Here is a 19,255-nt window from a genome sequence, read left to right as displayed (position 1 = left end):
CTGTCCCCTGTCACCTGTCCCCTGTCACCTTCTCCCCTACAGTGACTCCATTTCTAACCAGATGACCATCTTCCATGTAAATAATACGGTCGGCGATATCTAAAATGCGGTTGTCGTGGGTAACTAGTAAAATGGTACAGCTTTGCTCTTTGGCTAGTTTCTGCATTATTTCCACGACATCGCGACCAGATTGTTTATCAAGGGCTGCTGTTGGTTCATCTGCTAAGACAATTTTAGGCTGACTGACTAAAGCACGGGCGATCGCCACCCGTTGTTTTTGTCCGCCTGATAAGTTATCTGGGTAGTAATGTAGTCTCTCTCCTAATCCCACTTCTTCTAAGATATGTTGCGATCGCTTCAGCATTTCTTGAGGTGAAATTTTCGCTTGCACTTCCAAACCCATACGGACATTTTGAATTGCAGTCAAACTACCATGCAGATTATGTGCTTGGAAAATATAACCGTTATTGCGTCGCGCTTGGGTTAACTGTTTACTACTAGCACCACAAAGTTCTTTACCTAATATTCGCAAGTTACCCGACTGGGCAGAACGCAAACCACCAACTAAAGTCAACAACGTAGTTTTCCCAGAACCCGAATGACCTGTCATAATCACAATTTCTCCTGCATTAATTTCCAGGTTGATATTAAATAAAACCTGCTTTTGGAGTGAACCACTACCAAAGTAATGATCCAAATTTTCAATAAAAATCACAGGTTCAGAATTATTAAAAGTCTGCATCATACTAATTTATATTTAGTCATTAGTTATTAGCTTCTCTACCCTGTCACCTGTCACCTGTCACCTGTCCCCTTCCTCAAAACATATCCGCCGGGTCAGCCGCTTGCAATCTCCGAGTGGCGATCGCTCCTGAAAAAGCACACATAATTATTGTTAAAAAGAAAACTATTATGGCTCTCACTGCGGTCATATATATTGGTAAATTTGTCGCCTTTGCAGCCAACTGATATAGTCCCAAGGGAACAATAAATCCGGGAATGAAACCCAATGCTGCTAATATAATTGCCTCTTCAAAAATCACACCCAATAGATAAGAATTAGGATAGCCCATTGCTTTGAAGGTAGCGTATTCTTTCATGTGGGCATTAACATCTGTTGAGAGGACTTGATAGACAATAATGACACCCACCATGAAACCCATTGATACACCTAAACTAAAAATAAACCCAATGGGGCTTTCTTTTTTCCAATAGTCTTCTTCAAATTTGATATATTCTGCACGGGTTAATACTTTGACATCTTCACTTTTTAAGTACGCTTTTAAAGCTGTTGCTACCTGCTGGGTGTCATATCCTGGTTGAATATTAATTAAGCCTAAACTAATACTTCCTGCTTGTCTTCTGGGGAATAAACGCAAAAAGTTTTCATCGCTGGAAACTAAAGTACCATCAGCACCGAAGGATGCTCCTAACTGGAATACGCCCCCAATGCTAATAGTACGTTTATCTACTTCTGTGGTGACAAGTTTACCTGCATCAATTTGCTGAAAAACTTGTTCATATTCTCCTCTGGCGGCGCGGTCAAAAAGAAAGGTTTCTGGTAGTTTAATCTTATCTAGCTGACTGTTAACTTCTGGTAGATTCAGGGCTACTTGCTCAGGATTAAACCCAATGGCTTGTACTGTAGTTTTCTGGCGAGTTTGGGGATTTTTCCAAGTAACTAAACCGATATACAGGGCTTCTGCTGACTTTACACCCGGTACATCCGCAGCTTGTAAGAGTCGTCGCCGGGAGAAGGTCGCCAAATTTTGCATATTCCGGCTTTGGGGACTGATTAATATAATGTCTGCCAGGAAGGTACGATTAAGGCGGGTATTGCTGTCATACAAGGCATTTTGAAAGCCAAGCTGCATAAAAATTAGGACATCGGCAAAGGCAATACCTGCTAATGCAACAAGTAAGCGACTTTTGTGATGGCTGAGTTGTAACCATCCGAGTGGTGTACGCCGTTGGAGTTCTAGAATTAATCCCATCACAGTTGAATCACCGCCTTGATTTGCAAATTGGTAAATTTAGCAGCTTTATCGCTGGAAGTTTCATCTAGTTGTACATGAACTTCTACAACTCTGGAATCAATATTTTCACTGGGGTCAGTGTTAATAATATTTTGTCGTTGAACTTTCCAACCAATCCAATCTACTGTTCCTTGTAATTGTCCTGGGAGAGAATTACTTGATATCTGCACCTGTTGTCCGGGTAAGACTTTGTTAACATCGCTTTGGTAAACTTGCACTACTGCATACATTTGGTTAGTTTGCCCAATTTCTACGATGCCGTCGTTAGATACTACTTCACCTGCACGGGTATGAATGTCAAAGATCACACCATCTTGGGGAGATTTAACATAGGTTTGGGCTAGATTTGCTTGAGCTTGTTTAGCAGATGCGATCGCCCGGTTAACTTCGGCTTTAGCTGCGGCTATATCTACGGGACGCACTTCAGCTATTTTGTCTAAGGTGGCTGCTGCTGCACTCACTTGCTGGTCGCCAGTGGCATTCATTCTAGCTAAGGCGGTTTTGGCTTCGCTGATTTGCCTGCGTCCAGTGGTATCAATTCTTTGCAGGTTGGCTTTGGCTTCATTCCACTGCTGGATAATGGTATCTACACTTAACCTTTTGCTGTCAAATGCAGATTGGGAAATTGCCCCGTCAGTATAAAGTTGCTGGTAGCGTTGAAATTCTACTTGGGCGTTTTTTAATTCTGCTGCTAATCTTTTAATGGTGGCTTGTTGGGCTGTAGTTTCACCTTGCAACTGGGCTTCTAACCTAGCAACTGTTTGCTGTTGTTCTCTGTCACTTCCTACTGTCTGTGCCTGTAAGCGGGCGATTTCGGCTTTTTGGGCTACTATTTCGCCATCTTTAGCCCCCAACTGCACTTTTTCTAAGTTTATCTGGGCAACTTTCACCGCCGCTTGGGCTTCTTGATATGCTGCTTGTAGGCGATCGCGATTATCTAAAATTGCAATTACCTGTCCAGCTTTTACCCTGTCCCCTTCTTTAACTAATAGTGTCTCTACCCGACTCCCTTGACTAGATGAGGGTGCAGAAACTTTAATTACCGTTCCTTTTGGCTCTAGTCTACCCAAAGCTGTCACCGTTGTGACTGGCGGTAGGCTGACTTGGGTAATTTCGCTAGCACTAGAAGATTGTGCTTGACTCTGCCAAAATCTATAACCATTAAGTCCGGCGATCGCAAAACCTGTAGCTGCTGCCAGTATGATGAATGGGCGAGAGCTAGGTTTGAAAAATGCGGAACTTTTAGCTGCTATGTCGCGCACCATAAGCCCTCTTTCTTTCGTATGCTAAATAAACTATTTAGTTTAGTTACCTAAAACTAAACTAAACTGTCCATTACAATAATGTCAAGGGTCTTCTGGGAAAATAAAAGACTAGATGCCAGTATTTGTTCCTCACTCTCCACTCCCGATGTCCAAAAGATGCGAAAAAAGAAGATACAAACAGAAGATAAAGTAGACGCTATCCTTGCTGGTGCGATGCAAGAGTTTTTGATACACGGTTATGCTGCTACATCAATGGATAGGGTGACAGCCGCCGCAGGTGTTTCTAAAACCACTGTTTACAGTTACTTTCAAGATAAAGAGGGATTGTTTACCGCTTTAATTGAACGACTTGCAAAGGAAAAATATCTTGCAGTCCAAGACCCAGAATTTTTACAAGGAGAACCACAGCTAGTTCTACGCCGCCTAGCAAACCATATTTTGGCTCAAGTCCATCAAGAACAAGAGTTGTTAAACTTGGTGAGATTGATTATTGGGGAGTCTGGCCGGTTTCCCTCTCTAGCAAGGGTCTTTGTCAGCAATATAGATAAGCCTGGCTTGGATTTGGTAAGTCAGTATTTTACTGATCATCCAGAACTGCAATTACCTGACCCGCAAGTAGCAGCACGTATTTTTCTGGGGACATTGATACATTTCACGATTATTAACAGTATGCTGCATGGTCAAGATATTCTACCAATGGAGCGCGATCGCCTCATTGACAACCTAGTCAAATTGATGACGATAAATCTCTCAAATAGTACGTCTACTAATCAGTATTCTGGGACTAAGCAGAAATCACCTAGACGCAAACGCAATGCTTCGGGTAAGTTTGAGATGGACTATGGCAATGAGCCTAAGCAATTAAGGTCTATTAGATTGACAGATGCAGCTTGGGAAAAGTTAGCAGAACTAGCAGCTAAACATAACTTGACTCGTACTGAAGCCATTGAAATTTTTGCTCGTCAAGGCTTTGTAGAGAATTATGAGCCAGACATTTCAGGGTTATAGTTGCCGAATGTATGTATATACATGGAAAAATGTAAAACTTAAAGTAAATACCTTCTATACCTTCTATGCCTTATTAAATGTATATACATGGAAAATTTTACACGTTAGTTTTGACGGTTCGTAGTATTCGCGTAGCGTCCCGCAGGGAACGTAGAGAGGACTTTAGTCCTGATTTTTCTAAAGACTAAAGTCCTTACTACAAAAAAAGCTTATCCCTCAATTCAAACTTGATGACCTACTACTCCCCACTCAGCACTCAGCACTCTTTTGCTTGTTAATTGGATATTGTTTTTCAGCCATTTGTATAAGTTCTTGAGGCGATTTTTGCCGATTAACCATCAGACGAGGAATTTGATAATAATTGTTGATGCAAGTGTGATTTAACACTTCATTGTTATATAAATATCCCGTAAGATAATATCTAGAAACATATAATGCTACCTGTTTATTAGTAGCTCCATAGGGATAGGCAAAGTGAGATGCTACCTTTTGTTCTGGGTCTAAATTTTGTGTACATTGCCTTAATATTGTCCTAGCTTGTACAAGTTCCCTAAGTAACTCTCGACGTGATAGTTTAGTTAAATCTTTATGCTTTAACCCATGAGATTGAATATCATAAAAACCCTTTTGTAACCCTGCTCTTAACTCTTGACATCCCAAGTGAGTTTTACTATTAATTCCAGGTTTAGCTAAATTGCCGGGATTGATAAATAAGACAACTTTTATTTTTTTACTATATTTTTTTTCTAGCTTCGATAAGATAGGCAATAATTTTGTATGTACTGATTTATAACCATCATCAAAAGAAATCATGATGGGCTTTTGTTGGCGATTTTTAGCTGGGATTTCTTGGGATTTAGTTAAGAAAAAATCATATAAATCTTGAGTTGATAAAAACCAATAATCATTAACAACTAAATAGTCTAACAGTTTCTCTAGCTCTTGTTTAGAATACTGCATTTCATTAGTGTTGAGAGCTAGGGTAGTATTTTTCATGTCTACAAGGCCATGAAATCCCAAAATAGGCACTGTCGGCTCAGTGTGATTTAAGTTAAGCACTGCTAATGAGATGACAGAAACTAGACCTAAGCTCAACGGAAAATTCTGGGGTTTGGAAGTTTTTAATGATGCTTGTTCGTGTTTATCGGTCATTTTGGTAGTTTTTTTGTACCCAATCCAGAATATAGCAATCTTAAAACATTCGTAAAAAAAGAACCCCGAATTCTTAAAAAAGTCGGGGTTCTGAAACTTAGTTAACAATCACTTGAAAATTAAATCCAAACGTTGCTGACTAGCTTGCAATGCTTCTTTAGGGTAACTTTGACCCAGTACAACAGCTTCAACTGCTCTACCTATGCTATCTGAGATGCGATTATAACCAGGAAAAATAGGACGACTGCGCCCATATTTTGCCTGTTCTAAAAATACCTTAACTTGTGGCAATCTCTGCACAAATTCTTGATATTCTGCACTTTCACGGGACTTTAAATTAATAGGTAAATAACCTGCTGCCAATGCGATCTCTGTTTGAAAATCTTCACTCATCGTATATTCAGCAAACTTAAATGCAGCTTTTTGGCGTTCTGGTGTTGTCTTAAAAAAGAAGAGATTTTCGCCGCCAATACTAGTAGCTGGATTTTGATTCACAGGTAGCGGAAACACACCAAAATCAACGTCAGTTGTCTGCAATTGTCCTAAATTCCAAGGGCCATTGATTTGCATTGCGACTTTTCCTGACAGTAGGGGATCTGTCTCATAACCCCGTTCCGGGCCAGATAGCATTGTCGAACCATCTTCGACTAGATTACGCCAAAATTGCAACGCTGCGATCGCGCTTTGATTTTCTGGTAACATCACACCTGCTGCACTGTGTCCATCCCCACTTACCAATTCGCCGCCACCACTCCACATAAATGGTAGCCAAGTAAACACTGTAAATTCTCCCTTCCCCAAAGGCAGAAACATTCCATACTGGTCTACTTGTCCATCACCGTCAACATCACGAGTTAATTGCTTGGCAACTTGGCGAAACTCCTCCCAAGTGCGGGGTATTGCTTTGATACCTGCGGCTTGAAATAAACTCGGTCGGTAAAAAATGCCCACATTATTCGTAGCAAATGGAACTGACCAAAGTTTGCCTTGGTATTCCATTGATGAATATAGAGTTGGGTCAATTTCGTCTTTGATTGGTGATTTGGACAGCATCTCATCCACAGAAATCAATGCACCTAGTTCTACTAATTGACCTGTGATAGTGGGATTAAACCACAATAAATCAGGTGGTGCATTACCGACGACAGCCGCCAAAATCTTTGGCATTTGCTGATCTTGCTGTCCCACATACAGCGACTCTACCTGAATATTAGGGTGAGTTTGGTTAAATTTATCTACCAGCCTTTGCAATACATCCCGGTTAGCCGGCGGATTTACCCCATGCCAAAAAGTGATATGAGTAACTTTTCCGGCTTCCACTCCAGACCGCATAGCCTGACATCCGCTTACAGCTAGTATCCCGACTAGCAGTAACAGCAGTAAACGACGAAAATAATATTGCAACTTTCTTCTTCTTATTTTGGATTTGCGACTGGTGGAAAAAAACCGCATAGGAGATTTATTCGTAATTCGTAATATTCAACGGGTTCTATTTGTAGAAATTGGATATTAGTCCTAAATTTTGTAATTTTCTACAAAAAGACTACCCCTACATGGGGACAAAGCCAAGACCCTTAAGGTTAATCTTCTTAACAAATCCCTCATCCCCAATATTTGCTTTTGCATCTTGACAGAAGCTATGTATATCCTAGTCTATTGGAGAGTGCAGAAATAATTTCAGCTTATGGCAGGTCATAGTAAATGGGCAAATATTAAACGCCAAAAGGCAGTAGTTGATGCTAAAAAAGGGAAAACTTTTACACAGTTATCCAGAGCAATTATCGTGGCTGCGAGAAACGGTGTCCCAGACCCAGCAGGGAATTTTCAACTACGTACAGCTATTGATAAAGCTAAGATTGCAGGTATTCCTAATGACAATATTGAAAGAGCGATCGCTAAAGGTGCAGGTACATTTAGCGGCGATAATCATAGCTTAGAAGAGATTCGCTACGAAGGTTATGGCCCCGGTGGTGTAGCAATTTTAATCGAAGCCCTCACCGATAACCGCAATCGCACGGCGGCTGATTTACGGGTAGCTTTTAGTAAAAATGGTGGTAACTTGGGTGAAACTGGCTGTGTAAGCTGGATGTTTGACCAAAAGGGTGTATGTATAGTCCCAGGTGTTGTGGATGAAGACCAGTTGTTAGAAGCATCTCTAGAAGGTGGTGCTGAATCTTACGAAATGACAGAAGAAGACACAGCCGAAGTATTTACCGCCATAGCCAATTTAGAAATCCTTAACCAAAGCCTCAAAGACCAAGGCTTGACAGTCACTGAGGTAGAATTGCGTTGGATTCCCAGCAATAATATAGAAGTGACAGAACCAGACCAAGCGCGATCGCTCCTCAAGTTAATTGATACTCTAGAAAGTCTTGATGATGTCCAAAATGTCACCTCTAACTTTGATATGTCAGAGCAATTATTAGCTGTAAGTATGGCTTAGAAATCGCTATTGCTGAAACTTTTACTATGGAATTGGTTGAGGTAAAAACCATGAAACGGGATGAAGTCCTGGCAATTCTAACTGCACACCAAGAAAAGTTACATGAATTAGGAGTAAAATCCCTTAATTTGTTCGGTTCAGTGGCACGGGATGAAGCTCGTCCAGATAGTGATGTAGACTTTTTAGTGGAGTTTCATCGACCGGGTGGATTGTTTCAACTTTTTCAAGTGCAGTATTATTTAGAAGATATTCTAGGGTGTTCTGTAGATTTGGGAACTCAGGATGCTTTGAGAGAACATTTACGAGAACCTGTACTCAAGGATGTCATTCGTGCCTTCTAGAGATTGGCGACTTCGCATTCAAGATATTGTGGAATCTATTACTGAAATTGAACAATGTACAAGTAATGTAAGCTTTGAAGAATTTGAAAAAAATCAAACGCTTGTCAAAGCTGTTCTCTACGATTTCGTAGTGATTGGAGAAGCTATTAGGAGTGTACCTCATGAAATCCAGTTACGGTATCCTCTCATTCCTTGGCGTTTAATGGCAGGTATGCGAAATGTTGTCACGCACGAGTATTTCCAAGTGAACTTGAGTAGGGTTTGGGCAACGATTCAAGAGGATCTACCTTCGTTAGTGCCACACCTATTAGAAGTGTTGGAGAACGAAGGATTGGGAGAATAGTTAAACAAGTCCCTAATCGCCTATTTTTCTTGCACTGTCAAAGTGAAATTATAAAATCCACTTTTCCATGTAATTAGGAGAAAGTCTGATGACTCATGCACCATCAAAGCTTCTCACTTTCGAGGATTTTCTTGCTCAATACCGCGACAATCCCCGCTACGAATTGTCTGACGGAGAACTAGTTGATATGGAACCCACAGGCCCCCACGAAACCGTTAGCGGTAAACTAGCGACCAAAATTGGTATTGCCATTACCAACGCACAACTCCCTTGGTTTATTCCTAGGACTTGCCTGATTCGCCCCTTTGCTGATGGTATGACTGCCCGTAGACCAGATATTATTGTCCTGGATGAAACGGTTCTCCCCAGCGAACCCCTTTGGGAACAAGAACCTATCATTACCCTCGGTCGCTCGGTTAAACTAGTGGTTGAGGTTGTTAGCAGCAACTGGGAAACTGATTATGCCCGTAAACTCGAAGAATATGCCCTTTTAGGCATCCCTGAATACTGGATTGCCGACTATCGAGGACTCGGTGGAGTTGCTTTCATTGGTAGACCCAAACAGCCTACTTTCACAGTTTGCCAGTTGAGTGGTGATGATTACAGTCAGCAGCAGTATCGTCTGGGTGAAGCGATCGCTTCTAGTATCTTGCCAAATCTGCAACTGCGACTTGATGAAATCCTACCTCGTTAAACACAATCGTTACACAACTCCCTAAACACCTATTTTTCCTGCACAGTCAAAGTGTAATCGTACTTAACTCCAGGTTTGAATGCACCAACCCAAATCTTATAAACTCCAGTTTTCCATTGCTCATCGTCGATACTAGCATCCTTACTCTTACCAGTATCATCACCACAACGAATAGTCTTATCGTCTGGCCCCTTAATTAATAAAGTAGTATCGTTACCTCTACTGTTGACCAGGACTTTCAAACGGGAAAAATCTTTTTCTAGAACCATGATGTGATCTGGTTTAGGATCAGCAAAACCAATACAGATATTTCTATCGCGATCGCGGTTACTGATCGTTGACAAAGAGAAAGAACCGCCAGTAAAACCAGTAAATTTTGCCTTTGCAGCTTCAAACCCTGGTAATAAGTTGAATTTACCGAAATTTGGCATTTCTGCAATGGCAGGGGAAGCAATCAGAGCAGCAGACAAAGCCATAAGCCACCCGCCACGAAAATTCAGCCAAGGGCGATAATTTTTCATATTAACCTGCCAAATATGCTTTTATAAGAATAAAGATATATACATATTCTAATTAAAAAATTTCGGTTAAATAGCATAAAAATGTGACACATTTCTATGTGCCACAATTGTTATTTTTGACAGAATTGTAAAATTAAATCATGCTCCAGAATTAATTGTTTATCTTCTTCATCTAAGTATAAACTTACTAGGAATGAAGTTCTAGAAAAGCTGCACCTTTGAGCGTTCCTGCGTCACTACCATAACTGCTGAAGGTGAGCGATCGCATTTGGTCAAAAAATGGTTTACCAAGGACTTCCAAGAGCTTAAGAATAGGTAACTGCCGCTCTAAGAAATCGTGACTTTTATTCCAGTCAAGATACACGTAACCTTGGTTTGGTTCAGGAATCGCCGCAACACTATTTTGGAAATTACGGTTTTTCATGAAAGAATTATCTTTATTCGTAAAAACTTCATTCATGGTTTCTAAGTCAGAGGTAAAGATTTCATAATTTTCCAAGGTTGTATGTAAGCCTTTAACGTTAGCTTCCACGGTGAATGCGGGTCTATCTTGAGCATCAGATTTTTTAGTAGCAGCAATTAATTCTGTCCAAGCAACAACTTTTTGCTGATCCAAACTCAGAGAATTAGTGTTGAGTCCTTGAGAGGAGGCGATCGCATCTAACCGCGCAATCCCTTCTGGAAAACTGTCTTGTTTCTCCGCCACAAAAATCCAGCCAGGAGCAGTTTTGCCAGCACGGGGTATGAGTCCTAGCGCATATTCCCCTTGTACCCAGCTAAATACATCCTGTGTCAAATTAATACCCCAGGTTTTTTGGATGGCTAGTAATGGTTGCTCTAACCGAGAAATCACATCTGTTCCTGAACCAGAGATGGCTGTTTTAGCTTGCGTCCAGAGTTTGGCTAAATTGCTGTCACCCAAATTATCTAAATGAGAGCCAGAAATTACCAAGCCTGCCGATGAGGGAATGTATTGCAACGCACCCACAGGCTGAGACAATGGAGAGGATGGAGGTTTAACTTCCGACGTAGTGATAAAACTAGTTTCTGCTAACAGTCCTTTGGAGTTTAATGTCAGAGATGTAATTTGACTATCGTAAATTGGTTCTGGTAGTTCTAACCCTTGCCATTGCGCCAAGGTGGGAAGATTGAAGAAAGTCACCGCCACAGCACCTTTTGGCAGTTGTTCGATAGCTTTTTGGTATTGGGGAGAACTAGTCAAACTCAAATCAGGTGCTTGGACATTATTAATTGCATCCCGCAGCACTCTAGCATCATTGGCAAACAAAACAAACTGATCTACCACCGCACTAGCTAAGGGTTCTAGCTTTGGTTGTGCATCGTCATAAATGAGCTTTGCACCGTTATATTCCTCCGTTGTGAGGTTTGCTCCCGCTAACACCCGCTTGGAGAATAACAACTGTATAAACTCGCTACTTTTTGCTGGCTTCTCCGTAGCTAGAGCCATCAGATACCCTGGTTGCTTGCCATTTTCAGGATCGCGGTCAATATCTAGGGTGGTGACAGCCAGTGTAATTTCATTTCCTAGCCAGGGTTGAATATCTTGCCGATAATCTAGACCACTCTGAGCCAATAAACTGGTTTTGAGTTTAGATATTTCTCCCGCACTTTCCAAAGCCTGCAATCGGTCGGGATTTACCAGTAATGACACCGTAACAGGTGCAAGTTTAGACACGAAGATCGCCGCACCAGATTGAGAAGTAGAAGCAATCAGGCTCACTGGACTTTTGGTAAAAAACCAGTAACCAGCTGCGATCGCCACAATCACCAGTGCGATCGCACCAGCTACGATAAAACCAGAGAATGAACGTTGTGTATTTACAGTAGACATATCTAGCACAAAGGTTTACATAATTGGGCATGGAGTATTGGGTAATGGAGTCACTCCCCCCCTTATCTCGCTACTCAGCACTCATTACTCATTACTCATGACTCATCACTCAGCACTCATTACTCATGACTCATTACTCATCACTCAGCACTCATCACTCCCTACTCCCCAGTCATCACATTTTCTGTCAACATGAATAATATAGGATTGTTTACAAAAACGACATGACAGGGAATATTTCGGGTCAACCCATTACTCAAGTTAGTGTAGAAGAACTCGCACAACGTCTTGCTAATAATGATGCAAGTATTCAGTTAGTAGATGTACGTGAACCACAAGAATTAGCACTCGCAAAAATTGACGGTTTTGTTAACTTACCACTGAGTGAATTTACCCAGTGGTCAGATCAAATTCCCACCATATTGAATCCTGATGCTGAAACCTTAGTGCTATGTCATCATGGCATCCGTTCCGCCCAAATGTGTCAGTGGTTAGTTGTTCAGGGTTTTACTAATGTGAAAAATATCTCAGGTGGGATTGATGCTTATTCAATCCTAGTTGACAGTTCTATTCCCCAATATTGAGCAGGGGAGCAGGGAAGCACTGGGGACAAGGCAGGTAGTCCCTCAATGCTTTTTAATTTTGACCCTTCACTTCGTTCGAGGGCAAGATGCAAGAATTTTGAATTAAATCGCCCCATACCCGGAAAAATACGTATCTAAAAATACAATTTACTTGATGAATCTATAGAATAATACTGAAAAAGATAAATAATAGTTGGAATTAAAAGTTTTCGACATAAAAATGTGCTAGACCAATAGCAACTGAATACTTTCACGTTATCTACTAAAATAGAATTAAATATTTATTTCGCTAATTTAATTAGTCAATCTTAAATTTTTAGTATTCAAATTCAAAAACTTTTTTAAAGCTTGAATAAAATTTGCTCTCAGTCAAACATACTCTTATGCAAGTCCAGTTGACAAATCGACAACAGCATATACTTTGGGCAACGGTACGTCATTACATAGCTACAGCAGAGCCTGTGGGTTCAAAAGCTTTGGTCGATGAGTATGACCTGGGCGTTAGTTCAGCCACCATTCGGAATGTGATGGGTGTCCTAGAAAAATCGGGGTTACTTTACCAACCACATACCTCGGCGGGGAGAGTACCGTCCGACTCCGGTTATCGCATCTATGTTGACCAGCTAATTACACCCTCTCTGCGGGACACGATGCGAACGGATACTTTAACCAAAGATGTAGAACAAGCTTTACAACAGCGTCTCCAGTGGGAAGACTGGAGTATGGAAATACTTTTACAAGGAGCAGCACAGATTTTAGCTAGCTTGAGTGGGTGTATTAGCTTGATTACCATGCCCCAAACCCACACAGTAGTTGTGCGACATCTGCAATTAATGCAGATAGAAGCAGGACGAATCATGCTGATTTTGGTAACAGATGGTTATGAAACCCATTCCAAGCTGATGGATTTACCACCAACCAGAACAGAAACAAAACCCGACTCAGAAGTAATTGATCGGGAGTTGCAGATTGTTTCTAACTTCTTGAATAGCCACTTGCGAGGGCAGAGTCTACTAGAAATCAGCAATTTAGACTGGAGTAAGTTAGATCGGGAATTTCAACTTTATGGAGAGTTCTTAAAAGATTCCGTCGCTGAATTAGCGCGGCGGACTCTTGCACCAACTGCTACTCAAATTATGGTGCGGGGTGTGGCGGAAGTTTTGCGTCAGCCGGAATTTTCCGAACTCCAGCAAGTGCAAACAATTCTCCACCTGCTGGAAGAAGAACAAGAACAACTGTGGCGATTAATCTTTGAAGAACCAGAGGGAGAAGAAAGCACCAAATCAAAGGTAACGGTGCGGATTGGCGCAGAAAACCCTCTAGAACCAATTCGCACTTGTACCTTAATCTCTTCTACCTATCGCCGGGGTGCAGTCCCATTAGGGAGCGTAGGAGTTTTAGGCCCAACACGCCTAGATTACGAAAGTGCGATCGCAGTTGTCACGGCTGCTGCTGATTATCTCTCAGAAGCCTTCAGTTAATCACAACAAATCATGGTCAGAAAAATTGCTTTTGGGGTGCTGTGGCTAGGACTCATCGTTTATGCTTTTGTCTTTGCGCCTCCAGACCGTCCCGATACTTTTGAGTTAATCAAAAACTTGTCTACTGGTCAGTGGCAAGGTATAAATTCCCTAGTCATAGTGTTATTTAACCTCATGGGCATTTGGCCGATGATTTACAGTGCGTTGTTATTTACTGACGGTAGAGGGCAAAAAATACCCGCTTGGCCGTTTGCAACTGCGTCTTTTGCTGTTGGTGCATTTGCAGTGTTACCTTATTTAGCTTTACGAGAACCCAATCCCCAATTTACAGGCAAAAAGAACGCCTTGATTAAGCTGCTAGATTCCCGTGTGACTGGTGTATTTCTCGCCTTAGCAGCAGCGATTCTAGTCACCTATGGCTTACGATCAGGCGATTGGAGTAACTTCATCCAACAGTGGCAAACTAGCCGCTTCATTCATGTCATGAGTCTAGATTGTTGCTTACTTTCTCTATTATTTCCAGCACTGCTAAGAGATGATATGGCGCGTCGTGGTTGGCAAAATCAGCAGTTATTCTGGTTATTTGCGGTGATTCCCCTATTTGGTGCGTTAATTTATTTATGTGTACGTCCCCCTCTCCAAGAAACAGTAATACTCCCACATGAAAAATCTCAAATTGAACTGCCATTAAATAGGATGAATTAAAGGTTTGTAGTAAGGACTTTAGTCCTGTCTACTTTCCCTAACAGACGCAAGCAAGTAACTTGTCTTACAGAGATACTACACTCATGAGAAAGGGCTAAAGCCCTTACTACGAGCTTGTTTTATTTCTCTACATTAATTAACATAGTTTGATTTATTCCCAAGATATATCGAAACAACTTACAATTTCTGTAATTTTCAGGAACAGTTCACCTGCAAAGGGTAGAAATTAATAACATCAAAAGGTAAGATTCCAGAATTACAAAACTACTTACAGCTATTGTGTATATGGAATCTTTACTATTCGATAGTTATTAATACTTATGTTGCTAGGTAATGACAATGAAATATAATCTACGGATTTTCTTATTATTATTAAGTGTATTAGTAGGCTCTTTTAGCACTGCTATTCATACAGTTGTTGCTCAAGAGATAACTATAAATTCTATATCAACTCAATCTCATTCTCAACTGCTGAACCACTCTACAAAATCAGCAGCCAAAAACGTTAAAGATGACGAACTACAAGCTTTTTTTAATAGCAAATACGACTATTGGGATGCCCGTGTTTTAGCAGATTTCTGGGGAGAGAATGTAGCAGATGCAAAAGCTAGAATGGGTAGAAAAATTCTCTGGGGTCCAGAAAATGTTTCTATTCTAGAACAGTTTCTTGTAGATGCTAGGGTGGAAGCACTCCGATACGTCAAACCAGCCCGTTCCGGTGATTCCAGTCCCTACAAATTCTATAGAGATTCAACATATAACTATAATGATGCGGCTACACTGGCGAAATTTTGGGGTGATAGATCGCCTATAGATGCTAAACTTCGCATCGAACGCAATTTAATTTTAGGCAATGATGAAGTAATTCAACAAGCTTTACAACAGGCTCGTTCTCAAAATAGATAAATTATTCTATTCGTATTTTTAAATAACGACAGGGTGCAGCAAGCACCCTAATTTTATGGAAAACTATGTCTGAATTAAACTGGAAAATTGGCTTTGAAATTGAGTTAATTTCTCCCAAGGGACTCAGCCGAAAAGATTTAGCGCAATTAATAGCTAACCAACATGATGGCTTAGTGCGTCGCATTTTTTATCCCCAGTCTGAACCGAGTCAAGTACCGGGAACTCCTTTATTCCATAATCTCACCTTGGGGTTTGAGGTGATTGATCAGCAAGGATGTTTGATAGCGCGCTGTGTAGACGATTTAACTCTGCAAGACGACTTAGACAAAACTCAAGCACCGCAACCAGGATGGTATCGCATTGTCAGCGATGACACCAGACTGCTGCAACTAATCACCTGTAATGCTGATGCGGCTGCACCCTTGGATGAAGTTCTCCAGCCAATTGCTAATTTATTTGCTACTGATTTAGAAGCAGGAGTAGGGGGAATGGTACGTATTGCTGATCATATCGGCAATCCGATCGCGATCGCAGCACCCCTACCAGGAGAACGAGAACGTCCTTGTGAACTAATTACACCACCTATCGATACCAACCATCTCGAACGTCTAGAAATTCTCTTAACATCAGCACGTTCTCTAGGGTTTACAATTCCGGCTGAGGGTGCAACTCATCTACACTTTGATGCTACGCCTTTATGTTCTACCAGGGTTTTTGCTAACTTAGTTAATCTTCTATGGACACATGGGGAAAATTTAAAAGTTTTGGTAGGTACTAACCCCAAATGTAGACGCTTGGGAACATGGGATGAAGATTTATTGATATTAATCAATGAACCTGATTTTTGTGAATTATCTTGGTCTGATGCTAGAGAATATCTTGTTAAATTACAGTTGACAAAATACTGTGATTTTAATCTCAAAAATATCATTCATCAAATACCTGAAAAACACACTTTTGAAGCTCGTATTTTCCCTACATGGATACATCCACAACCTGCAATTGAAGCGGCAGCGTTGATGGAAGCAGTCTTAAATTATGCCATAGCAGCACCCAAAATAGAGCCAATTGCACCCCTTGCATGGCAATTAGAATCTGTGCAAAAGTTTCTACAAAAACTACCTATGAAAGAATATTTTCGTCAAGTTTGGTTGTCTCGCGCTGCTAGCGTTGATAGTGACTTGTTGGAACAGGGTGTAGGGGTGTAAAGAAAGTATCTGATTTTAGTTCTCTCTGTGAATAGCTAAGTACATAGACAGAATTAATTACACAATTTTTTCTGTCACCTGTCACCTGTCACCTGTCACCTGTCACCTCTTCCCTATCTCTATCAATGAATCTAATTTCGCCCAACTACTTATCTTGATTCACACTCGCGCTTAGTCACAAAATGACGATAGCGAAACATCGCTTCTAACTGCGCTTGTACTAACCAACCGCTAACAAATTCTATTGTATCGCCTCCAGGCATAATGTAGGAAATATCATCAGTCAGCTTGGTTTTGTCACCTTCTGCTGCGAATTGATGGCGATGTATCCAAGACTCAAAAGGCCCCGATATTTGTACATCAGTAAATAAATGGTATTTTTCGCATTCAGTGTGACGCGCTAACCAAGTTAAGGGTAAAAGTCCGAGAAATAGACGAAACTCTGTAACTGCGCCTATTTCTAGTCCCCCCTCACGGCGAATTACTCGTACAGGTTGCCAAGGTGGAGTCAGTAGTTGTAAGATATCTGCTCGTTCGTGGAATTTCCAAACTACTTCCACTGGCGCGTTAATAACTGATGAATGTTGAAAGTGCAGCATGGAAAGAAAAACCTAAAATCTAGCCTTCATACTCGGTATCAATTTCAATGTCTAGGGTATCTTCATCCACTCGGACATATAAGATATTGGGACGACAGCAGACTTGACAATCTTCAATATAAGATTGCTGACCCCCAGCACTCAAGTCAATAAAAGTTAAGTTTGGTTCACCGCAGTAAGCACAATAAAATTCAGCTGTGTTTTGCATTCACTTGTTAACTATAAATTTAATGGCTGGAGTTCCTTGGGGAAATGACTAGTAGCTTCAGCCAAATGCTTTAGTAGTGTAGACTGTGGCAGTGGCCCTTGCAAGTGACTCCAGGGCAATATCTGCTCATGTGACCAATGACTGTGGACGTAGAAATCTAAATCGGGAATTTGTCCTTTGAGTTGTTTAAAAGCGCGTTTGTAGCTTCCGAGGGAGTCGCCAAAGTTGCGGGTAAGTTCAAGAAGTTGGGAAATTCTGCGATCGCCTCTCGATATCAAAGCTTGTATAATTGACCAATTATAACTTTCCGGGCGAAACTCTATCCCTTGGGGTTTAAGTTGTTTTTGCAACGACTGCAACCGCTTTTCAGCCTGACGATTCACCCCAAACCATTGAAATGGTGTATGGGATTTGGGGACAAAGGTACTGCAACCAAAAGTAAGGCGTAGTCCCGGCGCAGCTTTTTTAATACTCCGCATCATCCCTACCGTTGCGTCTAAATCTTCCGGTTCTTCTCCCGGAATACCTACCATTCCATAGAGTTTTAAGCTTTTCAACCCACCAGCTTTAGCGTTGATAGCCGCTTGGATAATTTCATCGTTATGTAGCTTTTTATTGATGATTTGGCGTACTTTTGCCGAACCACTCTCTACAGCTATGGTAAGCGATCGCGTGTCTCGTTTCGCTAAAGTTTTGGCTAACTGTTCCGTCACTGTATTAGTCCGCACTGAAGCAATACTCAACCGTACATCATCATATTTTGGCTGACTAATATAATCCAATAAAGTCTCAAATTCTGGATGTTGCGTTACAGATGCACCCAATAAACCCAAGCGATTTGTTACTTGTAAACCTTTCTCAATGGCGGGAATTAACGAACCTTCCAGACTCGCTGTTCTAAAAGGTAAAGTCAGATAACTAGCTAAACAAAAGCGGCACATTTCTGGACAACTCCGCACCACTTCCACCATATAAATATTTTCCCAAGCCGCCTTTTCAGTCACCACAGTTGAGGCTGAGAGGGTGTTTCCCCGATAAGTTTGCTTCTGCACCACTGCGGGAATATCAGAAGAAATTGGTTTAATAGAACTAATTCCCCCATCTACTGCGTGATATTCCACTGCATACAAACTAGGAACATAAATTCCAGGTATTTGTGCAAGTGATAGCAGTTGAGTTTGTCTAGAAGCATTTCTCACTTCTTTGTAAGCTTCAATCAAATTACCCAGTAAATCTTCCCCATCCCCTAATAAAATGACATCAAAAAAATCAGCAAAAGGTTCGGGGTTAGCTGTAAGAACTGTCCCACCACCAAAAACAATGGGGTGAGAATCATCACGATTAATTGCTCTAATGGGAATTTCTAGAGATTCCAAAAGATTTAAAATATTCACATAATCCAATTCCCAAGAAATTGAAAATCCTAGAATTTCTGGCTGTCTTGGAAGTGGTTCGGAAGTATCAGTAAATAAACGACTTACCTGCACATCACTACGCATTGCCAAAGTTGCCCAGACTACCTGATAGCCTAAACTAGTGATACCGACTGTATACTCATTAGGGAAAGCGAATATCAGTGGTATAGCGTTGGTTTCTGGCGTAGCAGGGGTAAATAACAGGCGTTCAGCAGTAAATAAAGAAGATGTCACAGGTTTTTAATAAAGGCATATCTATCTATATTTAATTTTAAGCCATAGAATTACAAAGTTTAAAGCTAAAGTTGTCCCATTAGCAAAAATAATCGGCCAAGCTTGGAGATAAATGCCATACATTAACCACAAAAAAAGACCACTCATGAATGTAATCAGCATCACGTAAGAAACATCTTTAGCTGATTTTGTGCGCCATGTTTGAAACTGGAGTTTAGACTAAATCGGTCATGTTCAAGAAAAAAAGGGAGTCTGATTGA

20 protein-coding genes and 1 pseudogene are annotated in these 19,255 nt (G+C 41.0%); 10 read left to right on the top strand and 11 right to left on the bottom strand.

The window, feature by feature from the left end; genetic code table 11:
- Nucleotides 1-10: 10 nt before the first annotated feature.
- The 3 genes from ACM0OR_RS22310 to ACM0OR_RS22300 form a co-directional block, all read right to left on the bottom strand.
- Entirely contained in the window at nucleotides 11-742 is a 732-nt protein-coding gene (locus ACM0OR_RS22310; protein WP_414578812.1) for a DevA family ABC transporter ATP-binding protein, read from the bottom strand.
- A gap of 76 nt (nucleotides 743-818) precedes the next feature.
- Entirely contained in the window at nucleotides 819-1,997 is a 1,179-nt protein-coding gene (gene devC, locus ACM0OR_RS22305) for an ABC transporter permease DevC (protein WP_414578804.1), read from the bottom strand.
- Nucleotides 1,994-3,301, bottom strand: a complete 1,308-nt coding sequence (locus ACM0OR_RS22300; protein ID WP_414578803.1) for an ABC exporter membrane fusion protein — start codon at nucleotides 3,299-3,301, stop codon at nucleotides 1,994-1,996. Before ACM0OR_RS22300 ends, devC begins: the two co-directional genes overlap by 4 nt.
- Nucleotides 3,302-3,457: 156 nt before the next feature.
- On the opposite strand from ACM0OR_RS22300, the gene ACM0OR_RS22295 reads away from it, so the two are divergent.
- Nucleotides 3,458-4,309 carry a TetR/AcrR family transcriptional regulator gene (locus ACM0OR_RS22295; protein WP_414578811.1) on the top strand — a complete coding sequence of 284 codons (852 nt, stop codon included), beginning with the start codon at nucleotides 3,458-3,460 and terminating at the stop codon, nucleotides 4,307-4,309.
- Between the two features lie 249 nt (nucleotides 4,310-4,558).
- Here the strand turns inward: ACM0OR_RS22295 and ACM0OR_RS22290 are convergent, their stop codons facing one another.
- Nucleotides 4,559-5,404: a polysaccharide deacetylase family protein gene (locus ACM0OR_RS22290; protein ID WP_414578802.1), complete on the bottom strand. Its 846-nt coding sequence runs from the start codon at nucleotides 5,402-5,404 to the stop codon at nucleotides 4,559-4,561.
- A 165-nt stretch (nucleotides 5,405-5,569) separates the two neighbouring features.
- Complete coding sequence (locus tag ACM0OR_RS22285) at nucleotides 5,570-6,913, bottom strand: ABC transporter substrate-binding protein (protein ID WP_414578801.1); 1,344 nt, start codon at nucleotides 6,911-6,913, stop codon at nucleotides 5,570-5,572.
- Between the two features lie 232 nt (nucleotides 6,914-7,145).
- Here ACM0OR_RS22285 and ACM0OR_RS22280 point away from each other — a divergent pair, with 232 nt between their 5' ends.
- The 4 genes from ACM0OR_RS22280 (at nucleotide 7,146) to ACM0OR_RS22265 (ending at nucleotide 9,282) form a co-directional block, all read left to right on the top strand.
- The gene (locus ACM0OR_RS22280; RefSeq protein ID WP_414578800.1) at nucleotides 7,146-7,904 is read left to right on the top strand and encodes a YebC/PmpR family DNA-binding transcriptional regulator; all 759 of its coding nucleotides are present in this window, start codon (nucleotides 7,146-7,148) and stop codon (nucleotides 7,902-7,904) included.
- Between the two features lie 50 nt (nucleotides 7,905-7,954).
- Entirely contained in the window at nucleotides 7,955-8,245 is a 291-nt protein-coding gene (locus tag ACM0OR_RS22275; protein ID WP_414578799.1) for a nucleotidyltransferase family protein, read from the top strand.
- Entirely contained in the window at nucleotides 8,235-8,588 is a 354-nt protein-coding gene (locus ACM0OR_RS22270; RefSeq protein WP_323268037.1) for a DUF86 domain-containing protein, read from the top strand. Before ACM0OR_RS22275 ends, ACM0OR_RS22270 begins: the two co-directional genes overlap by 11 nt.
- An 88-nt stretch (nucleotides 8,589-8,676) precedes the next feature.
- Entirely contained in the window at nucleotides 8,677-9,282 is a 606-nt protein-coding gene (locus ACM0OR_RS22265) for a Uma2 family endonuclease (RefSeq protein ID WP_414578798.1), read from the top strand.
- A gap of 29 nt (nucleotides 9,283-9,311) precedes the next feature.
- On the opposite strand, the gene ACM0OR_RS22260 is transcribed toward ACM0OR_RS22265, so the two are convergent.
- Both ACM0OR_RS22260 and ACM0OR_RS22255 read right to left on the bottom strand, forming a co-directional pair.
- A complete protein-coding gene (locus ACM0OR_RS22260) occupies nucleotides 9,312-9,803 on the bottom strand; it encodes a hypothetical protein (RefSeq protein WP_414578797.1) in 492 nt (163 codons plus the stop codon).
- 187 nt (nucleotides 9,804-9,990) lie between these two features.
- Nucleotides 9,991-11,655, bottom strand: a complete 1,665-nt coding sequence (locus tag ACM0OR_RS22255; RefSeq protein ID WP_414578796.1) for a DUF3352 domain-containing protein — start codon at nucleotides 11,653-11,655, stop codon at nucleotides 9,991-9,993.
- 224 nt (nucleotides 11,656-11,879) lie between these two features.
- Here ACM0OR_RS22255 and ACM0OR_RS22250 point away from each other — a divergent pair, with 224 nt between their 5' ends.
- The 5 genes from ACM0OR_RS22250 (at nucleotide 11,880) to ACM0OR_RS22230 (ending at nucleotide 16,539) form a co-directional block, all read left to right on the top strand.
- Nucleotides 11,880-12,239 (top strand): rhodanese-like domain-containing protein, encoded by a 360-nt coding sequence (locus tag ACM0OR_RS22250; protein WP_323268033.1) that lies wholly within the window; start codon nucleotides 11,880-11,882, stop codon nucleotides 12,237-12,239.
- A gap of 383 nt (nucleotides 12,240-12,622) precedes the next feature.
- Nucleotides 12,623-13,720 carry a heat-inducible transcriptional repressor HrcA gene (hrcA, locus tag ACM0OR_RS22245; RefSeq protein ID WP_190699279.1) on the top strand — a complete coding sequence of 366 codons (1,098 nt, stop codon included), beginning with the start codon at nucleotides 12,623-12,625 and terminating at the stop codon, nucleotides 13,718-13,720.
- Between the two features lie 12 nt (nucleotides 13,721-13,732).
- The gene (locus ACM0OR_RS22240; RefSeq protein ID WP_414578795.1) at nucleotides 13,733-14,425 is read left to right on the top strand and encodes a DUF2834 domain-containing protein; all 693 of its coding nucleotides are present in this window, start codon (nucleotides 13,733-13,735) and stop codon (nucleotides 14,423-14,425) included.
- A 339-nt stretch (nucleotides 14,426-14,764) separates the two neighbouring features.
- Nucleotides 14,765-15,331, top strand: coding sequence for a hypothetical protein (locus ACM0OR_RS22235; RefSeq protein ID WP_414578794.1), 567 nt, complete (start codon nucleotides 14,765-14,767; stop codon nucleotides 15,329-15,331).
- A 65-nt stretch (nucleotides 15,332-15,396) separates the two neighbouring features.
- Nucleotides 15,397-16,539: an amidoligase family protein gene (locus tag ACM0OR_RS22230; RefSeq protein ID WP_414578793.1), complete on the top strand. Its 1,143-nt coding sequence runs from the start codon at nucleotides 15,397-15,399 to the stop codon at nucleotides 16,537-16,539.
- 149 nt (nucleotides 16,540-16,688) lie between these two features.
- Here the strand turns inward: ACM0OR_RS22230 and ACM0OR_RS22225 are convergent, their stop codons facing one another.
- The 4 genes and pseudogenes from ACM0OR_RS22225 to ACM0OR_RS22210 all read right to left on the bottom strand — a co-directional run.
- Nucleotides 16,689-17,138, bottom strand: a complete 450-nt coding sequence (locus tag ACM0OR_RS22225) for an SRPBCC family protein (protein WP_414578792.1) — start codon at nucleotides 17,136-17,138, stop codon at nucleotides 16,689-16,691.
- Nucleotides 17,139-17,157: 19 nt separating this feature from the next.
- Nucleotides 17,158-17,346 (bottom strand): CPXCG motif-containing cysteine-rich protein, encoded by a 189-nt coding sequence (locus ACM0OR_RS22220; RefSeq protein WP_010994967.1) that lies wholly within the window; start codon nucleotides 17,344-17,346, stop codon nucleotides 17,158-17,160.
- Between the two features lie 11 nt (nucleotides 17,347-17,357).
- A complete protein-coding gene (locus tag ACM0OR_RS22215; protein WP_414578791.1) occupies nucleotides 17,358-18,995 on the bottom strand; it encodes a B12-binding domain-containing radical SAM protein in 1,638 nt (545 codons plus the stop codon).
- Between the two features lie 21 nt (nucleotides 18,996-19,016).
- A pseudogene (locus ACM0OR_RS22210) lies at nucleotides 19,017-19,199 on the bottom strand (SemiSWEET family transporter); the annotation flags it as partial.
- Nucleotides 19,200-19,255: the final 56 nt, after the last annotated feature.

This window comes from Anabaena sp. CCY 9402-a (genome assembly GCF_963920945.1).
Lineage (GTDB): Bacteria > Cyanobacteriota > Cyanobacteriia > Cyanobacteriales > Nostocaceae > Trichormus > Trichormus minutissimus.
The sequence above is the reverse complement of the archived record's forward strand: the minus strand, read 5'-3'. Positions and strand labels throughout refer to the sequence as shown.